This is a genomic window from Paenibacillus taichungensis, assembly GCF_003287275.1.
GTDB classification, from domain to species: Bacteria; Bacillota; Bacilli; order Paenibacillales; family Paenibacillaceae; genus Paenibacillus; species Paenibacillus taichungensis_A.
On record NZ_QEVW01000008.1, the window covers coordinates 298900 to 323165 of the forward strand.

The 24266-nt window shown below is 44.7% G+C and carries 21 protein-coding genes; 14 read left to right on the forward strand and 7 right to left on the reverse strand.

Going from position 1 to position 24266, the window contains the following annotated elements; genetic code table 11:
- Positions 1 to 186 precede the first annotated feature (186 nt).
- The 7 genes from DC345_RS13950 (at position 187) to DC345_RS13980 (ending at position 7448) form a co-directional block, all read left to right on the forward strand.
- The gene (locus tag DC345_RS13950; RefSeq protein ID WP_258530655.1) at positions 187 to 975 is read left to right on the forward strand and encodes a hypothetical protein; all 789 of its coding nucleotides are present in this window, start codon (positions 187 to 189) and stop codon (positions 973 to 975) included.
- Positions 976 to 1232: 257 nt separating this feature from the next.
- Positions 1233 to 1862 carry a type 1 glutamine amidotransferase family protein gene (locus DC345_RS13955; RefSeq protein WP_113053606.1) on the forward strand — a complete coding sequence of 210 codons (630 nt, stop codon included), beginning with the start codon at positions 1233 to 1235 and terminating at the stop codon, positions 1860 to 1862.
- Positions 1863 to 1943: 81 nt separating this feature from the next.
- Complete coding sequence (locus tag DC345_RS13960) at positions 1944 to 2681, forward strand: cyclase family protein (RefSeq protein WP_113053607.1); 738 nt, start codon at positions 1944 to 1946, stop codon at positions 2679 to 2681.
- Positions 2682 to 2935: 254 nt separating this feature from the next.
- Entirely contained in the window at positions 2936 to 4435 is a 1500-nt protein-coding gene (locus DC345_RS13965; protein ID WP_113053608.1) for a sensor histidine kinase, read from the forward strand.
- Complete coding sequence (locus DC345_RS13970; RefSeq protein ID WP_113053609.1) at positions 4413 to 5105, forward strand: response regulator transcription factor; 693 nt, start codon at positions 4413 to 4415, stop codon at positions 5103 to 5105. Before DC345_RS13965 ends, DC345_RS13970 begins: the two co-directional genes overlap by 23 nt.
- A 119-nt stretch (positions 5106 to 5224) precedes the next feature.
- Positions 5225 to 6730 carry an S-layer homology domain-containing protein gene (locus DC345_RS13975; RefSeq protein ID WP_113053610.1) on the forward strand — a complete coding sequence of 502 codons (1506 nt, stop codon included), beginning with the start codon at positions 5225 to 5227 and terminating at the stop codon, positions 6728 to 6730.
- Positions 6731 to 6743: 13 nt separating this feature from the next.
- Entirely contained in the window at positions 6744 to 7448 is a 705-nt protein-coding gene (locus DC345_RS13980; RefSeq protein WP_258530656.1) for an ankyrin repeat domain-containing protein, read from the forward strand.
- A gap of 149 nt (positions 7449 to 7597) precedes the next feature.
- On the opposite strand, the gene DC345_RS13985 is transcribed toward DC345_RS13980, so the two are convergent.
- Positions 7598 to 7798 (reverse strand): hypothetical protein, encoded by a 201-nt coding sequence (locus tag DC345_RS13985; protein WP_113053611.1) that lies wholly within the window; start codon positions 7796 to 7798, stop codon positions 7598 to 7600.
- Positions 7799 to 7981: 183 nt separating this feature from the next.
- On the opposite strand from DC345_RS13985, the gene DC345_RS13990 reads away from it, so the two are divergent.
- Positions 7982 to 8473, forward strand: a complete 492-nt coding sequence (locus DC345_RS13990) for a hypothetical protein (RefSeq protein WP_258530657.1) — start codon at positions 7982 to 7984, stop codon at positions 8471 to 8473.
- 77 nt (positions 8474 to 8550) lie between these two features.
- Here the strand turns inward: DC345_RS13990 and DC345_RS13995 are convergent, their stop codons facing one another.
- Genes DC345_RS13995 through DC345_RS14005 form a run of 3 tightly spaced genes read right to left on the reverse strand, consistent with a single transcriptional unit; the run spans position 8551 to position 13404 of the window.
- Positions 8551 to 10377, reverse strand: a complete 1827-nt coding sequence (locus DC345_RS13995; protein ID WP_113053612.1) for an ABC transporter substrate-binding protein — start codon at positions 10375 to 10377, stop codon at positions 8551 to 8553.
- A gap of 57 nt (positions 10378 to 10434) precedes the next feature.
- On the reverse strand, positions 10435 to 11949 hold the full coding sequence (locus DC345_RS14000) for an ABC transporter permease (RefSeq protein ID WP_113053613.1): 1515 nt from the start codon (positions 11947 to 11949) through the stop codon (positions 10435 to 10437).
- Between the two features lie 12 nt (positions 11950 to 11961).
- On the reverse strand, positions 11962 to 13404 hold the full coding sequence (locus tag DC345_RS14005; RefSeq protein ID WP_113053614.1) for an ABC transporter permease: 1443 nt from the start codon (positions 13402 to 13404) through the stop codon (positions 11962 to 11964).
- A gap of 146 nt (positions 13405 to 13550) precedes the next feature.
- Between DC345_RS14005 and DC345_RS14010 the strand changes: the two genes are divergently transcribed.
- Positions 13551 to 15302, forward strand: a complete 1752-nt coding sequence (locus DC345_RS14010) for an ABC transporter ATP-binding protein (RefSeq protein WP_113053615.1) — start codon at positions 13551 to 13553, stop codon at positions 15300 to 15302.
- A 104-nt stretch (positions 15303 to 15406) separates the two neighbouring features.
- Here DC345_RS14010 and DC345_RS14015 read toward each other — a convergent pair whose 3' ends face one another.
- The 3 genes from DC345_RS14015 to DC345_RS14025 form a co-directional block, all read right to left on the reverse strand.
- Complete coding sequence (locus DC345_RS14015; RefSeq protein WP_113053616.1) at positions 15407 to 16195, reverse strand: hypothetical protein; 789 nt, start codon at positions 16193 to 16195, stop codon at positions 15407 to 15409.
- 114 nt (positions 16196 to 16309) lie between these two features.
- Positions 16310 to 17071: a LuxR C-terminal-related transcriptional regulator gene (locus tag DC345_RS14020; protein WP_113053617.1), complete on the reverse strand. Its 762-nt coding sequence runs from the start codon at positions 17069 to 17071 to the stop codon at positions 16310 to 16312.
- Between the two features lie 18 nt (positions 17072 to 17089).
- The gene (locus DC345_RS14025; RefSeq protein ID WP_146752135.1) at positions 17090 to 17299 is read right to left on the reverse strand and encodes a hypothetical protein; all 210 of its coding nucleotides are present in this window, start codon (positions 17297 to 17299) and stop codon (positions 17090 to 17092) included.
- A gap of 122 nt (positions 17300 to 17421) precedes the next feature.
- On the opposite strand from DC345_RS14025, the gene DC345_RS14030 reads away from it, so the two are divergent.
- From DC345_RS14030 to DC345_RS14050, 5 genes are all read left to right on the forward strand, one after another.
- On the forward strand, positions 17422 to 17712 hold the full coding sequence (locus DC345_RS14030) for a hypothetical protein (RefSeq protein WP_113053619.1): 291 nt from the start codon (positions 17422 to 17424) through the stop codon (positions 17710 to 17712).
- Positions 17713 to 17992: 280 nt separating this feature from the next.
- On the forward strand, positions 17993 to 19450 hold the full coding sequence (locus DC345_RS14035; protein WP_113053620.1) for a glycoside hydrolase family 1 protein: 1458 nt from the start codon (positions 17993 to 17995) through the stop codon (positions 19448 to 19450).
- A gap of 228 nt (positions 19451 to 19678) precedes the next feature.
- A complete protein-coding gene (locus DC345_RS14040) occupies positions 19679 to 21103 on the forward strand; it encodes a glycoside hydrolase family 1 protein (protein WP_113053621.1) in 1425 nt (474 codons plus the stop codon).
- 234 nt (positions 21104 to 21337) lie between these two features.
- Entirely contained in the window at positions 21338 to 22189 is an 852-nt protein-coding gene (licT, locus tag DC345_RS14045; protein ID WP_113053622.1) for a BglG family transcription antiterminator LicT, read from the forward strand.
- A 127-nt stretch (positions 22190 to 22316) separates the two neighbouring features.
- The gene (locus DC345_RS14050; RefSeq protein ID WP_113053623.1) at positions 22317 to 24236 is read left to right on the forward strand and encodes a beta-glucoside-specific PTS transporter subunit IIABC; all 1920 of its coding nucleotides are present in this window, start codon (positions 22317 to 22319) and stop codon (positions 24234 to 24236) included.
- Positions 24237 to 24266 lie beyond the last annotated feature (30 nt).

Consider the following 24266-nt stretch of genomic DNA (forward strand, 5'->3'; position numbering starts at 1 on the left):
GAGGCGGGATGTAGGCTGAATGATTTCTTTAGTTGGTGCTCAGTTTTAATGATGTTCATTTTCAAATGTAACTCTCAGAAATGATCCTCTAAAAGGGGTCTTGGTACTAGGTCTCGAATAAGACAGATATCCCAAAATTTGTATGAATTGTTATATGTCCGATCAGATGATGAACTAGCCAGATTCATGGAACTTCGCGAAACAATATCCAACATGGGGAGTAAATCCAAAACATCGGATATGATCAGCAAAGCTGAATCCGTATTAAAGGAATGTTTTATAAGCATAGCTAAAATGCGTCTTTCCAAAAAAAATAAGGATCTGTCGTATTGTCGAACCCACGCTCAAGAGATTGCGGGAAACATTTTCAAGTCGCTTGGTTTTTTGAACCAAATTTACTATAAGCGGAGTTGGGGTCACTATCGTGAGCAAGTTAGAAATCTCTCCATTAAACCGGATAAACTAGACCCATACCTTGATACCATTATGTTCAGCCGTTCTCCAGATGAAATAGTATCAGCGTGCGAGAATCTGACAGCGGATACACTTTGTCTCATATCGGAGCGACAAAACAGCCAAGAAGAGACTCGCTCTTATAAAGAGCAACTGCAGGGGTACTACGAAGAGGAAAAAGGTATGATGAATAAACTGTTAACCGCGTGCGAAAAAGGCCATTACGAAACAGCCTTCTTCGTTGCTATTGGGTTGCAAGACGGGTTATCCCGAATATTGTATGCGGCGGAAAAGGGACGCTGGCCTGGCATTATTGACTTGGGTGAGCATCGCGAATTTTACGTTAATTATGGGTATCCAGATCTGATAGCATTGTTGGATCCAAACGATTTTGAACCGTTGCGATTAGCCGTCATACAGCTTATAGATCAATTGGAGAAGCAGTTAAAAAGAGAAGGTGTATCTATTAACAAGTTCGACTCTGTTGGTGAGTTCGAATCATTTTATATAAACAGAGTTTGAGGACATAGTGATCAAATAGGGTGTATCTGATATAGCATAAGAGACTTTAATGAAAGTGACATTTCAAGCAATTTATACGTACCTATTTACTTTTTACCCTACGGCAAATCTGTTCAAGTCATCGGACCCATTAGTTTGAAGCAAAAAGGAATTGAACCGACTATATGATTATTATCAAATTCAAAAAACTTTACTGACGGAAGATGTCAGTAAAGTTTTTTTATAATAGGGGTATCGACTAGAAGGGGGAGTGCACGATGCATACCAAAAAAGCATATCTTTATGTATTTGATACGATGTCAGACTGGGAGGTTGGCTATTTAATTGCTGAACTAAACTCGGGAAGGTATTTTAGGAAAGGGCTGGCACCAATAGAGGTGGTTACTGTTGGTGTTGATAAAAGTCCGGTGACTACGATGGGAGGATTGGAAATATTACCTCGCATTTCTGTTGATGAGTGTATGTTGGAAAGTACGGATGTGTTGATTCTTCCAGGCGGGAATACTTGGATGGAATCCATTCACGAGCCTGTATTGAAAAAAGCTTCGGTATCTTTGGAAAAAGGTCATATTGTTGCGGCAATATGTGGTGCAACCGTTGGACTTGCAAGGATGGGATTGCTGCACTCCAGAAGGCATACAAGCAACGATCTGGAATATTTGAAAATGATTTGTCCTCATTACATTGGAGAAAAATACTATGAAATGGCACCGGCCGTAACGGATGATAATTTAGTTACAGCATCGGGCATAGCTCCGTTGGAATTTGCGATGCATGTATTGAAGGTGCTGGATGTATTTACACTGGAGACTTTAGATTCGTGGTTCAATCTATATCAGACTCATGAACCAAAATACTTCTTCGAGTTAATGAATTCTATCAAATAACTGACATTTCGATATTTTCGCATGGAGTGGAATAAGATATAATAGTAACAATTTATTCCATTCTATGATGAGGTGATTCGGATGTCCAATGAGCTCATTCAAGCGATTCAATTATTAAAAGAAAAGAAGTGGGTGGATCTGACCCATACGTTTGGACCGGAATCCCCACATTTCTCGGCTTTTGATGCGGCACAATTCGATACGTTGTTTAATCACGATCAAGGTTTCTTTGCCCAGAGTTTCAGATTTCCTGGTCAATATGGTACGCATCTGGATGCGCCAATTCACTTTGTGCGGGATACCCGGTATCTCGATGAATTGGGGTTGAAGGAGCTTGTACTACCGCTGGTGGTCATTGATCAATCTGTGGCTGTAGAGAGCAATCCGGATTTTACACTGGATGTCGAGCATATTCTTGAGTTTGAAAAAGAGCATGGCGTTATTGAAGCTGGCAGCTTTGTAGCACTGCGCACCGATTGGAGCAAACGCTGGCCCAGTCATGAAGCATTCGACAACAAGGATGCTAAGGGAAACAGTCATGCACCGGGATGGTCAGTCAGTGCACTAATGTTTTTGTTCGAGGAAAGAAAAATACAGGCGATTGGCCATGAAACTTTCGACACCGATTCAGCCGTGGATTATCAAAAGAATGGGGCACTTCTCGCAGAATATTATGTACTTGCCCAAGATACATATCAGGTAGAGCTGTTAACGAATCTGGATCAGGTACCAGCCAAAGGTGCGGTGATATTCAATATCGTACCAAAGGCCGAAAAGGCGTCCGGCTTTCCAGTGCGCTCGTTTGCCATACTTCCGTAAATCAGGGTTGAACATAGATATATCGCAATGGACTCAGACACAGTTCAAACTGAATGATTCGCATAAGTAAATAACAGGGAGGAGGTGTGTATCCCTCCTCTGATTGTTAAGAAACCCAGGTCATTTTTACGACCTTGGGTTTTCTTCTGTTCAGGCAGAACTGCTGATATGGAATACTCCTATGGGCATTTGGATCAATCTTGTGTTAACATGTGCACTAACTAACCCAATAGCATGATTAAGAAGGGGATACCATGTCCATTCGAATAAAAATGTTGCTGTCCTTTACGGGCATGCTTGTCATAAGTCTGCTGTTCATCCTGCTTACGGCCAGTCTGTATACGATTGCGGCAACAGGCGATTTGCAGGGTTTTCGCGATATTTACAAAGTACATTATCAGGTGAATCCACTCACGGAACAGGGAGAATCGATCTTTCAAGAGATGAAGTTTCTGGCCAAAAATGATCCAGACGAGCTGCAGAACAAGGTTTTGCTGCGCGAGTACGACATGAAGCTTCGAGCCGAGAAGTCTGGGCTATACGTCAGACGGGAGAATAACCAGATTTTCGAATCGTTGACCTTCAACCAGCCAGAACTGAAGCAAGCACTGCCTGCCTATGATCTCAACAATTATCAGATTCGCAGCACCTTTAATATCAGTGAGCGATTCTATGCATATGCGAAATTTGATTTTCAATATTCAGATGGAGAAAGAGGAAGTATCTTCGTTATTCGTGAGAGAAGCCCATTTGCAGAGCTTACTCGCAAACTGCTACCTGTAATGTCACTTCTGCTCATCGGCGTTCTCATCATCGCAAACCTGCTCTTATTCCGCTGGATCACTCGCAGCTTCATTAAGCCTTTGAATCAACTGCGGAGCTCAGCCGAGCATATTAAAGATGGGAATCTGTCCTTCAAGCTTCAACTTAGCTCCAATGATGAAGTGGGACAACTCAGTGAAGCGTTCGAAAGCATGCGGACTCAATTGCAGCGCTCCAATGATTTGCGACAGCAAGACGAAGCGAACCGCAGAGAGCTCATCTCCAATATTTCGCATGACCTTCGTACACCAATCACCAATATTAAAGGTTATATTGAGGGAATTCGTGATGGAGTGGCCAACACTCCGGAAAAAATGGAGACATACGTCAATATCATTCACTCCAAAGCAGTTAGTATGGATAAGTTGGTGGATGAACTGTTTCTGTATTCAAAGCTCGACTTGAATCAGGAACCTTTCCTGTTTAAAGTGGTAGACCTTGTCGATTTCCTGGAAGATAGCATTGAAGAGCTCAGATACGATCTGGAGGACAAAGGGGTGGCTTTGGATTGGGACAATCGGGCATCTGGTCCGGTCATGGCGTCTGTAGATCTGGATAAATTAAAACGCACCGTTGTCAATGTGGTGGATAATGCCCTCAAATATATGGAGAATGAACAAAAACAATTCGGGATTACACTTCAAGCAGATGACGAATGGATTACGATAGCCTTTAAGGATAATGGCAGAGGAATACCGGGAGAGGCGTTGCCTTATATATTTGAACGCTTTTATCGGGCAGAGCAATCCCGCAATTCCTCAACAGGTGGAAGTGGATTGGGGCTGGCGATAGCCCGCCAAATCATTGATGGACACGGAGGCTTCATCTGGGCCGAAAGTAAACCCAAAGACGGCACGATCATTTATATCAAACTTCAACGGCTCAATGAAAAGGAGGGACTAAAGGGAAATGACAAACATTTTGATTATTGAGGATGAAACAACGATTGCGGAACTGGAACGGGATTATTTCGAACTCAACGGGTTTTCTGTGGAGCTCTGCCATACCGGAGATGAAGGACTGAAGCTGGCTCTGGAGGGAAGTTACAATCTGATTATCGTTGATCTGATGCTTCCGGGACTGGACGGCTTCGAATGTTGCAGACGCATTCGTGAAGTGAAAGAGGTGCCAATCCTTGTCGTCTCCGCGAAAAAGGAGGAGATCGATAAGATTAGAACGTTTAATTTGGGTGTTGATGATTTTATTACAAAGCCGTTCAGCCCAAGCGAGTTGGTTGCAAGAGCGAAGGCTCATTTGACCCGATATGAGAGACTGCTTGGAAAAAGCAAACCAGCTGAACAAGATGAAATCCACATTCGTGGGCTTCATATCGACAAGGGAGCGCGCCGCGTTTTTGCTAATGGTGAAGAGGTAGCAATTACAACCAAGGAATTTGATCTACTCGTATTTCTTGCGAGTCATCCCAACCGTGTATTCAGCAAAGCCGATCTGTTCGAGCGGATCTGGGGCATGGATTCCAGCGGAGATATTGCGACGGTTACCGTCCATATTCGCAAACTGCGTGGGAAGCTGGAGGCAGATCCCAAAAATCCGGAGTACATTGAGACCGTCTGGGGTGCCGGCTACCGGTTCACCATATAAGTTTCGAGAAAAATTAGATTCAGTTTATATTTTGTTAATATTTTTGTCCTGGGGAGTTTCTTTTTGTCCTCTACTCTATAGATACAGGCAACTTCAACCTATAGAGGAGGAATTCAAATATGAATCCTATAACCCGAAAAATGGCTACATTTTTAACGATAACTGCATTAGGCACAGCAGTATTCCCGCTAACTACCAATCACGTCCATGCAGCTACATATGTTACCAACGTTGCAGCTACAGCGACACAGCTTACCAACCAGCAGATTGAGGCTGCCATCAAGACACTGAACAGCTTGGGGATCATGAACGGATATGCCGATCAATCCATGGGTGAACATAGAGCCATTACCCGCGCGGAATTAGCAACACTGGTATTCAAAACGTTTAATCTGGAGGGCAAGACAGGAGAAAGTGTTGAATTAACGGACGTTAATGCTAACGCGTGGTACGCACCGTATGCATCAAAGCTCGTTGAACTTGGCATCATGCAGGCAAATAATGGGCAATTCAATCCGAACAGTCAAGTGACGGATGAAGAACTGGAACAGGTTGTATCCAAAGCAATGCAGCGTGACGTGAAATCCGTTCACCATTGGATGAGCACGTTCTACTCCGAGAACGGTTCGACCACACGCGGGGAAACAGCGGTGCTGTTGCAAACGGCCCAACAGGCTATTCCTTCGGAACAGGCTCAAATTCAGAGCGTTCGATCGCTGAATGCTATTACGTTAATTGTGCAATTCGACAAGCCGCTGACAGCAGCGGATGAAGTATTTGCTAAGGCACAAACCGATTTTGCTTTCAGTGGTGGGTTGACATTGACTAACATGCCTCGTCTGAAAACAGGGTCCATCGCGACCTACATCGTTCCAACATCTGTTCAACATGCGGGTGAAGTATACAGTCTCACTTATAAAGGCCAAGATGCTGGTTCCTTTGAAGGCAGTGGCACGAAATTAAATATGACGACGGTTAGTCAAATAACGAATGATACGTTCGAGATTGAAGCGCTGCAAGCGAACGGTGTAGTGGATTACGGCTATATCATTTCAGCATACAGTGGTGGTCGAGGGGCTAATGCGTTTGTGTTGAATGACCAAGAACAAGCAGGAGGAAAAACATATCAAATTATCTCCTCCATGCAGGCAAGACAAGTTATGATTACGCCAGAAGGTGGCGAGCCAATCGTTGCCAAATATGTTCCGTTCACGCAATCGACAGATGGTAAACAAGAACCGAAATTCCGTTTGCCAGAAGGACAAACATTGCAATCCGGTGTGACATATACGGTTTCTTCTGACTGGGCGAACATCAATAACGCTTCATTCACCGCAAGGTCGTTCGATTCGTTGGAGGTTGTGAGTTCCCAAGTTGTGAGTGAAACTTCAATTGAAGTTACGCTGGCACAAGATCCTGGAGATGAACTGTTCTCCGGTCGAAGTGTGACACTAACATCACCTAACGGTGACGTTCTGACAGCGACATATAAATATTCAAGTCGGAAAGGCGCCACAGGTATATTCGACATTGTTAATGATGGTAAGTTAATCCCAGGCACGACCTATACAATAAGTCCAGTTGGGGATTGGAGTGTCGCTTCTTCGGTAACAGTGACACTGTAGTAAGGGAGGCAGCATGAATAAGTCGCTGATGATGATTATCCTAATAACCAGTATGTTCGTCGTTCAAGGCTGCGGGCCTGAAGTGAGCAACGTCCCGAAGGTGGAGGAGACGTTATCGACTTCACCGGATGAGCTGTTGTTGAAGGCAGCTGAGGAAAGAGACACCGAAAGTATTGAAAAATGGATTCAAGAGGGTACCAATATCAATGCTCAGGATCAGAGCGGAAGAACAGCTGTTATGATTGCAACGTACAACAATGATCTGGCATCAGCCACAATGTTGATTGAAGCGGGTGCAGATGTTAATGTACAGGATGATATGAAGAATAACCCGTTTTTGTACGCTGGCGCTGAAGGATACTTAGATATTTTGAAGCTGACGATTGAGGCGGGAGCCGACCCAGCGATAACAAATCGATATGGAGGAACTGCACTTATTCCAGCATCGGAGCATGGATATGTGGATGTGGTACGAGAATTGCTGACCCAAACTTCAGTGAATGTGGACCATATTAATCAATTGGGATGGACAGCTCTGTTGGAAGCGATCATTCTAAACGATGGCAATAAAAGACAGCAGCAGACGATCAAATTACTCATTGATCATGGAGCAGACGTAAACCTTTCAGATCGTGATGGTGTATCACCGCTTATTCATGCTAAGAATAAAGGCTTCAAGGAAATCGAAGCGATTTTGGTCCGGGCTGGTGCGAAATGAAGTAACGTTTTTATTTTGCATAATTCAATTTTCTTGCTCCAGGGTAGAGAATGTGAACAAGAAGAAGTATCCTGATCCATACAACGTCTAGACGAATAGGCATTCATATAAATAATAAAGGAGGCGTACTACGCCTCCTTTTTATGTGGTTACTTTTGATCCGAAGAGGGATCCTGATTGAATCGTTGTGAAATTTTCTTCTCTGTCTTCTTACGCCGAATCCAGCGTTTGAATATACTTTCTTCTTTTCTTCCCTGTAGTGTTTCTTTCATGCCCTGGATCATAAATTCTGATCTTCGTCTGTCGTCCCGGCTAATCTCGCGTAGTTCCTTAATAAATTTGTCGTCCATATCTGCCTCTCGCTCATTAAGTATATCTCTATTATACCGAACGTACGTTCTTTTATCAAGTTTTACCATAATCGAATTTTTTGGACGATTTTAGTGAGAAAGAGCACAGGATTCAGCCTTCTCCATATGTGAAAATGGAATAGAACGTTCAGTAAAATCTGTATCATGTCTGGAGGGTGAGGGATGAGAACTAGTGCTGATGGAATGAAGCGTGAATGTGGACCGGGAAGGTCGTGGGCGCTCATTATGATGCAGGGGTTACTGGCCATTGGTGCGATCATTGGAGGGGGAGCACTCATTATTGATCCATCGGGAAACCTTGTCAACATGCCGAATTCATTGTTGGAACAATCCCCGTTTGGCAGTTTTTTGATCCCCGGGATTATACTATTGTTGGTTCTTGGTGTTATGCCAATGATCATTGCCATTTCACTCCTTCGTCGCACTCACTGGGAAATAGGTGAAAAACTGAATCTCTACTCGAATCAATACTGGGGATGGACGTTCTCCTTATATACGGGATTTGCTCTGATCATCTGGATTATGATACAGGTTTACTGGATCCAGCATGTATCTGTCATCCATCTTGTCTATTTTGCCTGGGGAGTGGGGATCCAGATCGTCACTCTGTTGCCCTGCGTACAGCGAAAGTATCAGGCAGACTGCTCATCATAGTGTATTCTTTCAATAAAGATAAACGGCTGTCATCCTGATCCTGGATGGATCCGGGTGGCAGCCGTTTATCTTTATTGTTACTTGGAAGCTTGGTATGCGCTCAAAAATTCTTTCACTTTTGCCGGATCGGATTTCAATTCATTCCCGGTCTGCACGAGTGGACTTACTGTAGAGTATGACTTAAGTTTGTTGTTTTTGTAGAACTGCAAAATGTCATCCTGATTAATGGAATAGAGCACGGATTTTCTCAAGTCACTGCTCTTGGCAACTTCCCGGTTGGCTGTGTTGAACAACAGATAGGAAACCGCATTGCTCGGAATGCTCTGCAATTGCAATTTGCTGTCATTTTTGATGATGTCATACTTTGTTTCGGATACTCCGTAGTACAGGTGGATTTCACTGCTGCGAAGAGCAGACAATGCACTGTCAGCATCGGAGATAAACCGAACATTCACCTGAGAGATTTTGGGTGCATATTCGGAGCCTTTACGGTAGCCGGGATTCTGATAGAATACACCTTCGTAATCATTTTTATATGCCAAGATATATGGGCCGCTGGCATACAGGGTGTTGTTGTACGCAGCGCCTGCAGTCACAGTATTCTGATCGCCGTAAGGAATGTCTTTATTCACGTCAAACGAAGCAACATCATACGTATTGATGCTCTCAACCTGCTTTTTGGACACAATGCCAGCAGATTGGTGAGCCAGATAGTTCAATACTTGCGGGAAAGGTTCCGTGGTTGTGAGTTTTACAACCTGATACTTCCCGGCAGCGTTATCGGCTTTGTTTTTGTCCGTAACCAGTTCGGTAATTTTGGTGCCAAGCCCTTGCTCCAATGCGTCTTTAACCGTACCGCTGCCACTGGATTGCTGAACGGATTCCAAGGCACCCAGATCGGTTACCAACTCGGCTTCCTTGATATGTTCGTGAAGACTGTATGTCCGGTGATCGGGTACGGAATCTTTGTTTTTGGCGCGATCGAGAGAGAAGATGACGTCATCTGCACCGACACGTTCTCCCGTATCTACCGCTTTTTTATGTTCAATCTTGGCAAAGTTGATATCGTCTCTGAGAATGAAGTAATACTCCGAGTTCCCCTCAGCAATGCTGAAATTGTGGGAGAGGGAACCTTCTGGTGTAAGTTGATCGTCATCTGTCAGGTTAACGAGACGTACATACATGTTGGTGTTCAGTTGGTTGATGGAACCGTCATTTCCTTTGATCGGGTCAAGGGAAGTCAGGACAGAAGCGGTTTGTGTCAGAATTAATGGTTCTTTTGTATTTTTGGAGCTGTCTTTGAATTCAATCGGTTCCCATGCCATGGCGCGGGATTTGGACAAGCGAACGGTGTCTGCATTGAGAATGTCTTTGTTCACAGCCTGACTTTTCAGGGAAATGTACAGCGGAGCGATATAGGCTTGGTCGGTTACCAAGCGGTCCTCCAATTGTTTATACGTATCCTTGTATTCGTCCGGAGTCTGGGTAGCAGCCTGGTCAATGAGTTTATCGATTTCTTCATCAGCCAGAATGCTGTAGTCTCCGCCTGTCTTGAAGAGTGAACGAACTGCGTAATCCGGATTCCCGGTTACCGTTGTCCAACTGGACAGCGCAATGTCATAATTGCCTGCATCCTGCTGGGATTTGTAGCTGCCGTAATCCGGCTGCAGGTTCAGCTTAACATTGAAACCATTCTTGGTGAGTTGGTCCCGGATAATGTTCACGTCATTTTCGGAAGAGCTCTGAGCCAGTAATTCGATGTCAACCGGTTTTTGGTTTTGTGTGTTTTCTGCTGTGTCCGATGGTGCGGTTTCGGACTGGGATTCCGTCTTGGTCTTCACATTGCAGCCGGAGACTACAAGGACAAGAATGAATAGCAGTGCTATCAACGTACGTTTTTTCATGAAAATACCTCCAGATAAGTTCATAATCAATGGAAATCAAATTGAGCTGAGAATCGGTTAAGCCTTTTCGAGCTTCGGATCAAGCGCATCGCGTAGTCCGTCACCCAGAAAGTTGAACGAGAGAACAAGCAGAATGATCGCAAGACCTGGATAGATGGCCAGATACGAATGGGTTTCCAGATATGTGCTGCCCAGCTTGAGAATGTTGCCCCACTCGGGAATATGCGGCTCCACACCGAGCCCCAAATAACTCAGACTGCTGGTGGCAATGACCGCTCCGCCGATCGTAAGTGTGGACTTGATAATCATGGGTGCGAGCGAGTTCGGAATAATATGTTTGAAAATAATGGAGCGATTGTTGTAACCCAGTGCACGTGCAGCTTCAACAAATTCAAACGTAGATACATAGAGCACACTGGCCCTCATGGTTCGTGCATAAGTTGGGATTGAGCCCAGGCTGAGTGCCAGAATAAGATTGACCGTATTGGCCCCGAACGCCGCAATGATGGCGATGGCGAGCAGAATACCCGGAATGGCATAGAGGATATCCAGCAGTCGCATGATGATATTGTCCGTGTGTCTTCCATAGAATCCCGAGAATGCTCCGAGAATACCGCCTATCAGAACCGGGATCAGAGTCGACATGAAGCCTACGATCAACGATATACGGGCGCCGAATACAATCCGGGAAAATAAACATCGTCCAAAGTCATCTGTTCCCAAGGGATAGGCGAGCGATGGGGATTGAAGCAAGGCCGAGTAGTTATTTTCTACAGCCATGCTGTAATCAAAAGTAAAGAAGCTGCAAATCGATATCGAGAACAGGAAGATGATAAAAAACAAACCGGACATGGCCGTGACATTTGGAGCAAGACGCTCCCACAAATCATTCCAGAAGTTGGATTTCTGTTTACCCTGTCTGCGTATTCGTCCAATGATGGAGATACCCAGCAGCAGTGCGAATACATTCCCTGTGACCGAAGTCAGAATGAGGATCGTGCTCACGCCCAACATCCAGCGTGGGATGATCGAGGCTGAGGTATACCGGGATACGATAAACAGCACAATCATATCAATGACAAGCACAAGTACGAGCACAGCCATAGCTGGCAAAAACGTATCCGCAACATACGGTTTAAACATATTGAGTGCCGAGACCCCAATAACGAACAGCTGGGTCAGCAGCATATACACCGCAAATGTATACTCAATGCTCTTTGTTTTCTTGATCAGATGAAAAGCGGCCGTCACGATAAAGATATTGCCTGAAATGATACCAAACAGCTGAACCCAGGCGAGTCTGCGAGTCAGCACAGAGATTGTTCCCTGCCGAATCAGGTCTCTCCGAATCCGGAGCGTCAGCACACTCTGAACCAGCGTGAAAAATAGGTGGATTCCGAGCGCAGTTAGCAGAAATGGTCTGAACGCCTGAAGGCTCCAGTCATAACTGTTGAACAACAGTAACACCGACAAGAGAACGGAAGTGACCCAGGCGAAGCTCGCCTGACTGTACTCCTGTGAAGACTTAAGCCGAAAACGCATTTCTTGTGTAAGTGAACCCGATTTTGTCATAGTGCACCTGCTTTAATATTGTTTCATCTTGGAACGGACCCTTGGATCGACAAAAGCGTACAACAGATCTACCACAACATTGATGATGGAGATCGTAATCGCTGTGTATATGACCCCGCCCATAATGCTCGGAATATCAGGGATAAACTGTTTATCCACAATGTAGCTGCCGAGACCGCTGATATTAAATACTTTCTCAGTTACAGCCGCCCCGCCAAGCATGCCTCCAAATTGAAGACCTACAACGGTTACGATTGGAATTAGCGCATTGCGCACAGCATGTTTCAGCAGAACCTGTCGTTCACTTAATCCTTTGGCACGAGCAGTCATTACGTAATCCTCATGAATAACTTCCAGTGTGGAAGAGCGAGTCATACGGGCCACCGCAGCGGTTAATCCCGTTCCCAGAACAATCGTTGGCATAATAATAGACAGCCAGTTCTGTGGATTGAAGGTAGCCGGAAGCCACTGCAGCTTGATCGAAAAATTCAGGATAAAGATGAGTCCTTGCCAGAAATTCGGAATCGATAATCCAATCAATGCAATAAACATGAATGTGTAATCAAACAGTGAATTGGGCTTGATCGCCGAGATGATACCGATGGGTAATGCAATGACAAGGGCAAGCAACAAGGAGATCACAGCCAGTGTTAACGTGATTGGAAACTTTCTGGCGATCGTAGCCGTGACATCTTCATTCCCTGAAAAAGACTTGCCGAGATCAAATAGAGCTATGCCCTTGATATTGTTCCAGAGTTGGACAAGATAGGGCTGATCCAGGCCATACACATGGTTAAAAGCTGCGATCTGTTCCTGTGTTGCTGTCTCTCCGAGAATGTTGGCTGCCGGATTGAATGGAGACAGGTACAAGATGGTGAATACAAGTGTTGCTACGCCCAGAATGACGAATACCGTCATCAGAATTCTTTCGAATATGTACTTTAGATAAGGATTGCCATACAGAAACATCATGGCGTACATCAGACAGCCAGGAATAACCGATATCGCAAGGAACCAAGGTTTATCAATTATCGATTGGAATGTATCAGCCATCGTCAGGCGCTGTTTCCCCTGTTCCTGAAGCTTGCTGAACGTTCGTTCCTTTAACTCCTTCTGAACTGATTCCTCCAGCCATTCCTCCGTTTGACGTTTAAACTCTGCCTCACTAACTTGCTGCTGAAAGAAACGATGTTTACGCCTCAACTGTTCTTCCACGTCCATTCGAAGTTTATCCCGGTAAGAAGTGGAGAGCATATCGTGCTCAACAGCTTGTTGAACCACGGCCCAGCCATCCCTTTTTCGTCTAGAGTGCCAGATCAGAAGCACAACCAGATTAACGGGCAGTCCGAGAATAAATAGAACATATCGATAGGAGGGATGAAGCAGCATTTTGCCATAATTAAATCCCAGGGTGTAAACAAGCTGTGACATTTTGCTGCCTTTTGCAAGATTCAAACCATGCGAGCCTCCTTTCATCTCATTTTAAATTGCATTATTCCGATTGATATAGTATATATTATTTAGAGTCTATTTAATTGTCAAGGTATGGAAGAGTATACATATGAGCACATGTTAAAATATGGATGAGGGCTGGTGATCACATGCAACCTTTGTTGAAAGTAAATGAGTTGTCCGTTTCTTTTCATTCCGGTGAGAGTGAATTTCAGGCGGTGAAAGAAGTCAGTTTTGAAGTGCGGAAAGGGGAAACACTTGGCATTGTAGGGGAATCCGGCAGTGGGAAGAGTGTTACGGCACGTTCCATTATGAGACTGCTTGCCTCTCCTCCTTCGCAGATGAAAAAGGGTGAGATCCTGTTTAAAGGGGTAGATCTGGTCCATAAAACGCAAAAAGAGATGGAAAGTATCCGTGGCCGTGACATCGGCATGATCTTTCAGGACCCTATGAGTTCTCTTAATCCGACCGTGAAGATCGGAAAACAGATTACCGAAAGTCTGATTAAACATCAGAAGCTTTCCAGAGGGGAAGCGAAGAAGCAGGCGATTGCCATGCTGGAGCTCGTTGGTATCACCCGGAGTGAAATACGTTTCAACCAGTACCCACATGAATTCTCCGGAGGTATGCGTCAGCGGGTGATGATCGCTATTGCTCTTGCTTGCCGTCCTGAATTGCTGATTGCGGATGAACCTACAACTGCGCTTGATGTTACTATCCAGGCCCAAATCCTTCATTTGATGAAAGATATGCAGGCACAGCTGGGCACCTCTATTATTCTGATTACCCATGATCTCGGAGTAGTGGCAGGCATGTGTGATCGGGTCGTGGTCATGAAAGACGGGCAGATTGTGGAATCCGGCACAACCACAGAGATTTTTGCTAATCCGAAGCATCCATACACAGCAAGGTTGTTGAATGCATTACCTCGACTGGACGAGAAGAAAAAGCCAAAACTCGTCTCGTTGGTGCCACGCGATTTGGAGGATGATCAGCCTTTACTGGAAGTGAAGTCCCTCAAGCAACATTTTAATCTGGGTAAAGGCAACACTTTAAAAGCTGTGAACGATATCAGTTTCGAGATCCGCCAGGGGGAGACGCTGGGGGTCGTTGGCGAATCAGGTAGCGGGAAATCGACTACAGGCCGAGCCATTCTGCGACTGCATGAACCTACAGGTGGAGATGTGCTGTTCAAGGGAGTGCCGCTCAACCGCCTCTCTGCCTCAGAGATGAAAACGATGAGGAGACATATGCAAATTATTTTCCAGGACCCGTATGCCTCGCTTAATCCCAAATTTAGAATTATGGACATTATTGGCGAAGCCTTGGATATTCACCGTCTTGCCGGCAGCCCTGCTGAACGGGAAAAGCGTGTGGAGGAATTGCTGGAGATGGTGGGGCTCGATCCGGCTCATGCACAGCGATACCCTCATGAATTTTCGGGTGGTCAACGGCAGCGGATCGGAATCGCTCGTGCGCTGGCTGTGGAACCTGAATTTATTGTATGTGACGAGCCTTTGTCTGCGCTGGATGTGTCCATTCAGGCACAGATCGTACAACTGCTTGAAGAATTGCAGCAGCGACTTGGTCTGACATATCTGTTCATCGCACATGACCTGTCCATGGTTAAACATATCAGTGATCGTGTGGCTGTCATGTATAACGGGAAAATTGTGGAGTTAGCAGAAAGTGAAGAGTTATATTCGAATCCTCAGCATGCATACACAAAGGCCTTGTTATCGGCCATTCCGGTGCCGGACCCGGCTGTGGAAGCGAAGAAAAAACGTCTTGCAGTTAACCAAACACCACGAGAGACAGTCGAAGTGGAAGATCGCTATAATCTGGAACAGTCTCAGTGGGTGGAAGTGAAAGAGGGACATTGGGTGGCCATTTCCGGATAAGGCAAAACATTCATTTTCACTCCAAAAGAACCCCGGCAATGACTGTGGAACGTCATTGCGCGGGGTTCTTTTCATGCACAGCATGCACTGTGACAGTGAGTGTATTATTTAAACTGAACGGATTTCTTGATGTTGTCGATCTCGGCCTTAGTGGTATCATCCAAATAGGTGAAGATGAAGTTGAATGCATAACCTTCAATAATGGTACTGTAGTAATCTTGCGTAATGGTTGAACCGTTGCCCGCATCCATCGTAATTTGCATCAGATCCATCTCTTTGCCACCGATCGTTTCGGTTGTGAATTCCTTGTATTCATAAGGGAACTGGCTGTCCACCATGAATTTCTTCGTTGCTTTCAGATAATCTTTACCGGTACGAATTCCTTGCAGCAGGCTTACTTTTTCAGCGATCGCCATAGCGGAAGGACCAACCTGACTTCCGTCGAGTGGATATTTTGAAGCCATCAACAGGTTCAGTGTTTTGGCCTGAGATAGTTCAATTTGTTTTTTCTTGGTTTCATCGTCTCCGGCAATAACTTCGGAGGAAGCGTTAGTCAGCTCGTTCATGCCTTCGGCATCCTGGAACTCCCAAGCTTCGGGGAATTTCAGCGATACACCAAAATAGTCATTGTTGTAAGAGCCTTTTTCTGTGGTTCCCAATTCAACGTTTTTGGAGCTATCTGTTTCCTTGGACTCGAAAGTGGATGCTTCGGAGCTTTCCGTGTTCTCCGTATCTTCTGTCTTCGCCGTGTCTGTGTCAGTGCCGGCAGTAGTTTTCGTTGCAGTTGATTCGTTTGTTTTGGCGTTGTTATCCGCTTTTTCGCCACAAGCTGCAGCAACCAACAGAATCATAATTAACATGGCAAACAATGAAGCTTTTTTTGGAATAGACATATTACCCTCCTGAAAATGTGTGTGTGTGCTTTTTCTCTCTCTAATTCATGTGTACCTAAAAATCTTAGCACAGATGTTCGTGTTGACCACCTATAGGAATCTATAGGGGTACCTTTATAGATAAGACAGACGGCTGGCAATTGAAACAGCTTCCGCGCTGGATTGTACACCTAATTTGTTGAAAATCACTTTTTTATGATGATTTACGGTGCATTCCTTTATTTTCAATTTCAATGCAATGGCTTTAACCGTCAGTCCGCTAGAGATCATTTTCAAAATGGTTAACTGTCGCTTGGTGAATTCAATCGATGGCTGCTTCGTTACCGACGAGGCAAGGTCAGATTGATACCGATTTTGCATATGGGCCGGGATCAGCTTGGCGATTGCAATCAGTTCACTCTGGATATCTGCATTAATGGTGGAGACGTCCAGGTAGCCAACATGTTGAAGACCGACAGACAGAGGTGCAGCGTAACAATGCCAGTTCTGAAAAAGCGGATTCTCGTGCTGCTCAGGGGGCAGTTGAACAGGCCCGTGTTTGTCCATAGATTCAGATATGGCATTGACGCCACAGCTTCTAGCCGTAAAGATCATGCCCGGGCGGATGGGAGATTGTTTCACGACCTGTTCCAGATCAGTGCTGTAATCCATGGCAAGCAGAACCCCGTGCGCGTCGGTGAGCAGAAAGAGGTACGTGCTTGACAGGTTTTCTTTGATATCCGAGAGACTCTGCTGGAAGGCGTTAATCAGAAAATGATTGATTTTGCGCATCCTGTCCAGATTGATTTTCGTTAAATACTGGATATGTACCATACCGGGTGTATATATCTCGTTCTCTAACGAGGATTCTCGTAAGTTAGATGTTTGTGCTGACATAAGATATCCTCCTTGTGATCAACCGATGGTTTCGATCACATGACCATCCTGATCGGTAATTTCAGTGCGGGCAACTCGAAAAAGAATGCCAGGCAATGAAGCAATCTCATATGTTTGTTCGACAGAGCGCAGGTTTGCAACTAATTCCAATACGGCTTGTTCATGTACTATCACTGTAATCTGGTTGCCATCCTCAGAAGTTGAGGGTGTTCCTCCTTGGCTATCCATTTTCCCGAAAAACATTTAAAATTAAGTCTACCTTTTTAAAAATCGGTTTCAAGCGGCTTAAGGATGAATTGCTTATCGTAGGACTTGGGGGTTACGATGTCTATTTCAGGGAGGGCATTTACATGAGTATGAACGAGTTATATCTGGCGGAGTTCAATCAAAGCAGTTGGGACTCATTTGTGAGACTCTTCGAAAAATCATATTTGCATGTGGACCCAATATGGGCTGAATGTGCAGAGCAGCGGGGGATTCCGGCAGATATTAGCAAGGCTATTTTATGTGAAATGGGTGAATATGCGCTGCGATGGATCGATATGAATGTTCCTGCATTGGGCGACGAAAGTCCTGCCATTTACCTCGAAAACGGGGATACAAATGCCCTAAGAGCAGCAATTATGCAAATGCCTCGATAACGTCCAAAGGTAGTCAGCGAGTGCATTGAGCGGAAAGTTGATTTTGCAAAATAGATATGTTACGCTTACATTACAAGAGAAAAACAACCGAATACGCAATAACATCTTTTGATGGATTGTAACTGTGCAGACAGGCAAAACCTAAACTGATGGTGAAATGAAGGCTCTTTATTTGCGAGCTATTTTACCTTGAGTTTAGGTTTTTCTTGTTTTTTGGCCTGAAATACAGCCGCTGTATTCGGGAAAAACCCAAATAAAATTCGAAAAGAGGTTGTTCGTTATGACCACGGCAAAAAAAGGATTCCCCGAAAACTTCCTGTGGGGAGGCGCTACAGCTGCCAACCAATTAGAAGGTGCATTCGATAAGGACGGCAAAGGTCTCTCTACTGCGGATATGATTGCGCATGTTCCCAAAGAGAAGCGTACAGGCGGACATGCCATGGAAATCTCCTCTACACGAATTGAAGAGATCCTTTCCGGCAAAATTGAAGAACGTTTCCCTAAACGTTTTGGTATTGATTTCTATCATCACTACAAAGAAGATATCGCGTTGTTTGCTGAAATGGGCTTCAAAGTGTTCCGTTTGTCCATTCACTGGGCACGTATTTTCCCTAACGGTTACGATCAAGAGCCGAACGAAGCTGGCTTGAAATTCTATGACGATGTTTTCGACGAATTGTTAAAATACGGCATTGAACCGTTGGTAACCTTGTCTCACTACGAAACACCGCTCGGTCTGACACAGAAATACAATGGTTGGGCAGGTCGTGAAGTGATTGGTCACTATGTGAGATATGCAGAGACAGTGTTCAACCGTTATAAAAATAAAGTGAAATACTGGTTGACGTTTAACGAAATCAACGTGATGCTGTTTAGCCCGTACACAGGCGGCGGTATCCTGATCGATAAAGTGGACAACCAACTGCAAACGACATATCAAGCGCTGCATCACCAATTTGTAGCAAGTGCACTGGTAACCAAGCTTGCACATGAGATTATTCCTGATTCCCAAGTGGGCTGTATGCTCGCTCGTATGGAAACGTACCCGGCGACTTGTAATCCGGTAGATGTTCGTCTTGCGCAACATGAGAATCAGATTAACCTCTTCTTCACGGATATGCATGCTCGTGGTCAATACCCGAACTACATGGCCCGTTATTTTGAAGAAAACAACATTGTGATTCAGAAAGAAGCAGGCGATGATGAGATCTTGCTCAACAATACCGTTGATTTCATTTCCTTCAGTTACTACATGTCCGTAACCAAATCTGCATCCGCAGATAAAGAAGAAACAACAGGTAACCTGACTGGCGGCGTGAAAAACCCTTATCTGGAAGCTTCCGACTGGGGCTGGGAGATCGATCCGATCGGTCTGCGCGTAACGTTGAATAACTTCTGGGATCGCTACCAGAAACCATTGTTCATCGTAGAAAATGGCCTGGGGGCATATGACCGTGTTGAAGAAGACGGTTCAATTCATGACTCCTATCGTGTGGATTACTTGAAGAAACACATCGAACAAATGAAAGAAGCGATCAAAGACGGTGTGGATCTGATTGGATTTACAGCATGGGGCCCGATTGACCTTGTGAGCATGTCCACATCTGAAATGTCCAAACGTTATGGCTTCATCTACGTGGATTTGGACGACGAAGGTAATGGAACACTCAAACGTTCGAAGAAAGATTCGTTTGACTGGTACAAAAACGTAATTGCCAGCAATGGTGAGCAACTATAATTTGGTCTGATTCCTGTATCTTAAACCCGGATCGCTGTAAGTAATTAGGCTTTTCGAGGATTGTTACCGCATAAAGCGGGCAAAACCCAACATAAAGCAGGCCAACGATGATTATCTGATCTGAAGCCCTTTTAGTTGCGCATTGTCCGCTTTTTGATGTGTTCACGGGCATAGGGTCAACTGTTTTAACAAAGAATGAGTACAACGTAACCAGAGAGGAATGAAGATATGACAACACCATTTCCGAAGGATTTTCTATGGGGCGGCGCAGTCGCAGCCAATCAGCTCGAAGGAGCCTACAATACAGATGGCAAAGGCCTGTCTGTTCAGGATGTAATGCCGCATGGGATTACGACGCCAAGAACGGAAGGACCGACAGAGGATAACCTGAAATTGATCGGTATCGATTTCTACAACCGTTACAAAGAGGATGTTAAGTTGTTTGCTGAAATGGGCTTCAAAGTATTCCGTACCTCCATTGCCTGGTCCCGTATTTTCCCTAAAGGTGATGAATTGGAGCCAAATGAAAAAGGTCTGCAGTTCTATGATGACCTGTTTGACGAATGCCACAAATATGGGATTGAACCCCTGGTAACGATCTCACATTATGAGACACCGCTGCATTTGTCCAAAACGTATGACGGCTGGGTTAACCGTAAAATGATTGATTTCTACGAGCGTTATGTAACCGTACTGTTTAACCGTTTCAAAGGCAAAGTAAAATACTGGCTGACGTTTAATGAAATTAACTCCATTCTGGAAGAACCGTTCATGAGTGGCGGCATCTTTACACCAAAAGCGGAACTGTCCAAACAGGATCTGTACCAAGCAATCCACCATGAGCTGGTGGCAAGTGCGCTGGCAGTAAAACTGGGTCATGAGATTATGCCTGAAGCGAAAATTGGCTGTATGGTACTCAGTATGCCAACCTATCCATTGACACCAAATCCGGATGATGTGGTAGCTGCAATGCATGCAGAACAGCGGAATGACATCTTTGCCGATATTCATGCACGTGGCTATTATCCGAAATACATCAATCGTTACTTCAAAGCGAATAATATCAACATCAAGTTTGAAGATGGCGATGCTGAAATTCTGAAACATACAGTGGACTTCATCTCATTCAGTTACTATGTAAGTATTTGTGAGACAGGTGACCCACAGAAACGTGTTGAAGGCAAAGGAAATCTATTTGCAGGTGTACAGAACCCTTACCTCAAAGCAAGTGAATGGGGCTGGCAGATTGATCCGCAAGGCCTGCGCGTAACGCTGAATAAATACTGGGATCGTTATCAAAAACCATTGTTTATTGTCGAAAATGGTTTGGGTGCAGTCGATGAGCTGATCACAGACGAAAATGGCAATAAAACAGTGAATGATGATTACCGGATTCAATACCTGAATGATCACTTGGTGCAAGTGGGTGAAGCGATTGAAGATGGAGTTGAAGTCATGGGCTACACTTCATGGGGCTGCATCGATCTGGTGAGTGCATCTACAGCAGAAATGAAGAAGCGCTATGGCTTCATATATGTGGATCGTAACAATGACGGATCTGGTACATTGGATCGTTACAAGAAAAAATCATTCCATTGGTACAAAGAAGTTATTGGTACAAACGGCGCAAGTTTGAAATCAGACAACCATTAATTTCTGGTTCCAAAGACATATGTGGGCAGCATCTTCTTGTGTCATATTCAAGCACATTAACCGCTTTCACAAAAACATTGTCAGATGGATAATTATATGGTAAGATGGGCCTAAGGCTAATGAATACTGGATTGTTACTGTTCAATCAGGCAAAACCAGAAGCGGGGCATGTGTTTCATGACCAGCTTTGGTTTTGCCTTTTACTACTTTGACGGTGCAAGGTGATGTGAAGAAATGAAAATCGAGAAGGTGCTGAACAACAACGTAGTTACTGTGATTGATCCAGGAGGAAACGAACTGGTCGTCATGGGGCGGGGCATAGCCTTCAAAAAGCATACTGGTGAAACGATAGACGACAGTCTGGTCGAAAAAATATTCTCATTGGAAAGCAAGGAAGTATCACAGAAACTGAAAACGCTTCTGTCTGATATTCCAGTTGAATATGTTGAATGCTCGGATGAGATTATCCGTTACGCCGAGACCGTGTTGGGTGAGAAGCTTCATGAGAGCATCTACATTTCACTTACGGATCATATTCATTTTGCCATTGACCGGCATCGTCAAGGCTTGCTGATTCGTAACGCATTGTTCTGGGAGATCAAACGCATGTACCGCAAGGAATATGCCATTGGGCTCAAGGCGCTTCAGATCATTGAAGAGACATTGGGTGTCCTGCTTCCTGAAGACGAATGCGCATTCATCGCAATGCATTTGGTCAATGCCCAGATGAACGGTGAGATGAGAGAAACCATCAGCATTACGAATATCGTAAAAGATATACTCAACATTGTACGACGCAGCTTTGTCATTGAGCTGGATGAGGATTCGCTGAGTTATTATCGATTCCTGACACATTTGAAGTTCTTTGCTCAGCGCGTACTACAAGGTACAGCGATTGAAGATAAGGAAGCGGATAATCCGCTTCATGATCTGGTAAGCAAACAATATCCTGAGGCACATGCATGTGCTTGTAAGATTAATGACTATACTCGCAAGATCTATAGTCGGGTCTTATCCAAGGAAGAAATCCTATATCTGACCATTCATATTGAACGAGTTGTCAGAACTGAACAAACAATTGAATAATTGGGATTGTTACTGCAAAAAAGGCAAAACCTAAACGTTGAATAATGATAAGCTGAAACTGCTTTGTCATTATTCAGTGTTTAGGTTTTTTTTTAACCTTCATTACACATAAAAGGAGCAAAACACAATGGATAAACAACAATTGTCCAAGGATATTCTGAAGCTTGTTGGTGGCGAAGAGAACATCGATCAAGTCACACACTGTATGACAAGACTCCGGTTTAACCTGAATGACAACAAAAAAGCGGACAAAGCGACGCTGAAAAATACACCTGGCGTTATGGGCGTTATGGAGAATGGCGGACAGTTTCAGGTCATTATCGGGAACGATGTGCCTGTTGTGTATAATGCACTGGTAGGCAACATGTCCAAGTCCCCGAATGCAGACGCCGGATCAACCGGTGCTTCGACTGGGGAGAAGAAAAAGAGAAATCCAGTAAGTGCATTGTTCGACTTTATTTCGGGAATATTCACGCCGATTCTGCCAGCGATTACGGGTGCTGGTATGATCAAAGGGATCGTGGCAATCCTGGTAGCTGTAGGTTGGTTGTCTGAAACCAGTTCAACTTATATCATTTTGTCTGCTATCGGTGATGGCGCATTCTACTTCCTGCCGATCATTCTGGCGATCAGTGCCGCACGTAAGCTCGGTAGCAATATGTATATTGCAGCAGCGCTGGCAGCGGGGATTATGCATCCGACGATTACAGCCTTGCTTGCCAATGGTGACACCACATTTGTAGGCATTAAGGTTATAGCAGCAACCTATTCTTCTACGGTTATTCCGATTATTCTCGCAATCTGGATTGCTTCCTATGTAGAGAGAGCGGTTGATCGTGTTACACATGCTTCGCTTAAGCTTCTGATTGTTCCAACGGTTACCCTGTTAATTATGGTTCCTCTGACCTTGATGACAGTTGGACCATTGGGTACAGTGCTTGGTAATGGTTTGTCAGGTGGTATTTCCTGGTTGTTCGACAATATGTCAATATTCGCAAGTATCCTGATTGGTGGTACGATGTCACTTCTGATCATTACGGGTATGCACTATGCACTGTTGCCGATCATTGTTGGTTCGATGACATCACTTGGTTACGATTTTATTATTCCACTGATGTTTGCAGCTAACCTGGCACAAGGTGGTGCAGCATTCGGTGTTGGTCTTAGATCGAAAAATGGTAAAACTAAATCGCTTGCTTATTCCACAGGTCTTACGGCTATTATGGGGATTACGGAACCAGCAATGTACGGGATCAATATGAAGTTCAAAAAACCATTTATTGCAGCCCTGATTGGTGGAGCGGTTGCAGGTGGATTCATGGGGATCGTCAATGTTAAAGCTTACGTACTAACAGGTCTAGTGGGTCTGCCAAGTATTGCAGCATTTATCAGTCCGGCAATTAGCACGCTGCTTTACGCTCTGGCTGGTGGTTTGATTGCCATCGTAGCGGCAGCAATACTGACATATATCCTTGGTTTCCAAGAAGACGATGCTCCACAATCGGCTGAAGCTGCACCAGTTGCTGAGCCTACAACACCAGCAGCAACGACTTCTGCTTCCGCAGTAACTGCTGTTGAAGAACCTAAAGCACTGGATCAAGATGTATTTAGCCCAATTACTGGTGAAGTTAAATCATTGAGTGAAGTTCCGGACCCTGCATTCTCGGAAGAGATTATGGGTAAAGGTTTTGCCATCCAGCCGTCGGAAGGCCGTGTGGTTTCTCCAATTAACGGTACAGTATTCTCGTTGTCGAAGAGTGGACATGCCATTGGTCTCGTTAGTGATGACGGCGCTGAAATGCTCATTCACATCGGGATTGATACCGTGAAACTGAAAGGTCAATTCTTCTCTCCTAAAGTTCAAGCCGGAGCGAAGGTTGCCGTTGGTGATGTGCTGATGGAATTCGACCGGGAAGAAATCGAAAAAGCCGGTTACACAACGATTACGCCGGTCATCATTACGAACATGCATCAATATAATTCAATTGAGTCTGCCGGACGTACAACGATTAAGGAAAAAGAATTGTTATTTACGGCAAAAGCTTAACGAACATCAAAAAGCAGCAGTCTTACCGGA